Source organism: Planomonospora antibiotica, assembly GCF_014647955.1.
Taxonomy (GTDB): domain Bacteria; phylum Actinomycetota; class Actinomycetes; order Streptosporangiales; family Streptosporangiaceae; genus Planomonospora; species Planomonospora parontospora.
In genome coordinates this window covers 1-3,506 of record NZ_BMQE01000115.1, presented here as the reverse complement: position 1 = coordinate 3,506, position 3,506 = coordinate 1, and the positions used below count along the sequence as shown (strand labels likewise).

Here is a 3,506-nt window from a genome sequence, read left to right as displayed (position 1 = left end):
CGATCTTCCCGGCCTTCGCGCAGGCGATCGAGAAGGCGCTCACCCAGCACGGCTACACGCCGCTGCTCTGCACCCGGCTGCCCGGCGGCGCCGCCGAGGACGAGTTCACCGAGCTGCTCGTCGAGCGCGGGGTGAGCGGCATCATCTTCGTCTCCGGGCTGCACGCCGACACCACCGCCAACCAGGACCGCTACACCCGGCTGCTCGGGCAGGGCGTGCCGCTGGTCCTGCTCAACGGGCACTCGGGCGACGTGCAGGCCCCGTTCATCTCGCCGGACGACTGGGCCGCGGCGCGGCTGGCCGTGCAGCACCTGGTCGACCTCGGACACGAGCGCATCGGCCTGGCGGTCGGGCCGGCCCGCTTCGTGCCGGTCATCCGGAAGATCGAGGGCTACCGGCGCGCGATGTCCCAGCTGCTCGGGATGACCGAGGTGGACGAGTTGATCTCGCACTCGCTGTTCTCGGTGGAGGGCGGCCAGGCGGCGGCCGGGGTGCTGCTGGAGCGCGGCTGCACCGGCATCGTGTGCGCCTCCGACCTGATGGCGCTGGGCGCGATCCGGGCCTGCCGGGACCGGGGCCTGTCGGTCCCGGGAGAGGTGTCGGTGGTCGGCTTCGACGACTCGCCGCTGATCGCCTTCACCGACCCGCCGCTGACCACCGTGCGCCAGCCGGTGCAGTCGATGGTGACGGCCGCGGTGCACACCCTGCTGGAGGCCATCGCGGGAACGCCGGGGCAGCACTCCGAGCTCATCTTCCAGCCGGAGTTCATCGTCCGGGGCTCCACGGGCTCCGGCCCGAAGATCGTGCGCTGACCCGTCCCGCCACCGTCCTCCCGGGACGCCGTGCCCGGGAGGACGGAGAGGTTCTCCCGGGCGGCTCTCCGGACGCTCCGGCGTCTCCGGACGCCCCCTCCGGGGGTTCCGTACCACAGGACATATCCTGGACATCTCCTCCGAACATCTGCGAAACCTGTCCAGGACACCCTGGGGGCCAGAGAGAGGTGATCGGGATGATGTTGCGGCTACGGGTGTCCTTCCCGGACAGGCCGGGCGCCCTGGGACAGGTCGCCCGGGTGCTCGGCACACTGGGCGCCGACATCCTCCAGGTGACGGTCCTGGGACGGGAGACCGGCCGGGCGGTGGACGACTTCGTGGTCTCCTGGCCGGGGTCGCCGGACACCGCGACCGTCCAGGACCGCCTGTCCGCCGTCCCGGGGATCCGCGTCGAGGGCGTCTGGCCGACCCGCGAGATCCCCGGCGCCGCTCCCGACTACGACCTGCTCCGCCACGTCGCCACCGACCCCTCGCGGGCCTTCGCCACGCTCGTGGACGCCGTGCCCGACCTGGTCGGCGCCGAATGGGCGGTGGCCTTCTCCTCCGACGGGGACGGCCTGGTGCACCGGAGCTGGCAGGCCCCGTCCTCCCTCGACGAGGACGGCGGCATCGCCGGCGTCAAGCTCGCCGACCTCGCCTCGCTGCGCCCCGCCACCCTGGCGTCGGGCTCCCACCAGCTGATGAGCCTGCCCGTCCCCGCCGCCGGGATCCACCTGGTGCTGGCCCGGACCACGGGCCCGTCGTTCCACCGCGCGGAGGTGGACCGCGCCGGCCGGGTCGTCGAGCTCGTCTCCCTCATCGCCGGCCCCTGACCCCGCCCCTGTCACGTTCCAGAAGGCTGTCACGTTCCAGAAGGCTGTCACGTTCCAGAAGGCTGTCACGTTCCAGGAGGCGGGGTACGGCGTGCCCGTCCGGCCCGGCGGCGGAGCGGATCAGCGGTGCGGCGGGTCGATCCTGGAGCCGTCGGGTGCGAAGAGCAGCAGGCGGGTGGCGTCGACGCCGACGCGGGCGGGCTCCCCGGCCCGCCAGACGGGGCGGGAGCCGACCCTGACGATGAGGTCGGCCCGGCGGTGGGTGCCGCTGGAGTGGTCCTGCGCCTGGTACTGGGGCTCGGCCTGCTCCTCCCCGCTCGACAGCAGCCGGCGCATCATCGCGCGGATCCGGCCGCCCTGGGCGGGGTCGGCCCCGCGGGCGTGCAGCCGGGGGTCCGGGGGCTCGGGGACGCTCACCGAGGTGATGCCGGACTCGACGTAGGCCATCCACTCGTGGCCGTGGTACTCCAGGGCCCGGACGCGGCCCAGGAAGACCGGCCCCTCGAAGGTGTCCGGCACCGGGGCCAGGCAGTCGGGGCGCAGGCCGACGATGATCTGGTTGCCGACGTGCTGGGAGATGGCGTAGGCGCGCGGATCGCTCCACGGGATGGTGATCTGGTGCGGGCCGAAGTCCAGCAGGATGAACTGGTTCTGCGGCGTGCGGACGACCGCCGAGAGCAGGTTCAGCTGCTGGGAGTTGAGGAAGGCCGCGGTGAAGGCGGTGGCCGGGTCGTTGTAGACCTGGCCGGGGGTGCCGACGTCCTGCAGCACGCCGCGGTTCATGATGGCGATCCGGTCGGCCAGGGTCAGCGCCTCGACCTGGTCGTGCGTGACGTAGATGGTGGTGACCCCCAGCGAGCGGACCAGCGAGCCGATCTCCATGCGCAGTTCGGTGCGCATGCCGGCGTCCAGGTTGGACAGCGGCTCGTCCATCAGGAAGAGCGAGGGCTGCCGGACGATCGCACGGCCCATCGCGACCCGCTGCCGCTGACCGCCCGAGAGCGTTCCAGGACGGCGGTCGAGGGTCTCGTCGATGTGCAGCGCCTTGGACAGCTCGGTGACGCGCTCCCGGACCATCTCCGGGTCGGCCTTGGCGATCTCGAGCGGGAAGGAGAGGTTGCCGCGGACGGTGCGGTGCGGGTAGAGCGCGCCGTTCTGGAAGACCATGGCGACGTCGCGGTCACGCGGGGCCAGGTCGTTGGCCAGGTTGCCGCCGAGCCACAGGTCGCCGGAGGTGACGTCCTCCAGCCCCGCGATCATCCGCAGCAGGGTGGACTTCCCGCAGCCCGACGGCCCGAGGAGCACCAGGAGCTCCCCGTCCTCGGCCCGCAGGTTCATCCGGTCGACCGCGAGGTATCCCCCTGGATACACCTTGGTCACGTTGTCGAGGACGACGGTACTCATGCGCGCTCGTTCCTCCCGGACGAGGATGCCCGGATCCAGCCGTGTGATTGATGAGGTAGTACATCGCGCATTGTGGCTGTGTGTCCATAGATGCCATCAGAAATCACACATCTGCAGGTCACAACTCTGTTACCGCCTTGTTTCCGGCTCGTCAGGCGGACCGATCCGTGCCGACGGCGCCGGGTATTCCGCCGCCGTCCACCCATCGGCGCCGGTGGGATGTTAGTATTTTCGGAAAGTTTACGTAAGAAATTTCACAACGGGCCGGGGCGGGCCGCCCGGCTTGCCGCCTCCTCCGCCCGCATGGTGAGGTGGGTTCCGATGGACGGTGAAGTGACGCAGATCCCGCGCTCGCGTGCCGACGGGGCCGCCACCCGTCTGGCCGACATCGCCGTGCAGGCGGGGGTGAGCGAGGCGACGGTCAGCCGGGTGCTCAACGGCAAGCCGGGGGTCTCGG

Annotated in this window: 4 protein-coding genes; 3 read left to right on the top strand and 1 reads right to left on the bottom strand. The window is 71.4% G+C overall.

Features of this window, described 5'->3' with window-relative positions:
• On the top strand, nt 1–812 hold an 812-nt coding region (locus IEZ06_RS35545), incomplete at its 5' end, for a substrate-binding domain-containing protein (RefSeq protein ID WP_189241062.1).
• 197 nt (nt 813–1,009) lie between these two features.
• Nucleotides 1,010–1,645, top strand: a complete 636-nt coding sequence (locus tag IEZ06_RS35540) for an ACT domain-containing protein (protein ID WP_189241061.1) — start codon at nt 1,010–1,012, stop codon at nt 1,643–1,645.
• A 120-nt stretch (nt 1,646–1,765) separates the two neighbouring features.
• Here the strand turns inward: IEZ06_RS35540 and IEZ06_RS35535 are convergent, their stop codons facing one another.
• Entirely contained in the window at nt 1,766–3,049 is a 1,284-nt protein-coding gene (locus IEZ06_RS35535) for an ABC transporter ATP-binding protein (protein ID WP_189241060.1), read from the bottom strand.
• 321 nt (nt 3,050–3,370) lie between these two features.
• Between IEZ06_RS35535 and IEZ06_RS35530 the strand changes: the two genes are divergently transcribed.
• Nucleotides 3,371–3,506 (top strand): LacI family DNA-binding transcriptional regulator (locus tag IEZ06_RS35530; RefSeq protein ID WP_189241059.1); only part of this gene is annotated, 136 nt, incomplete at its 3' end.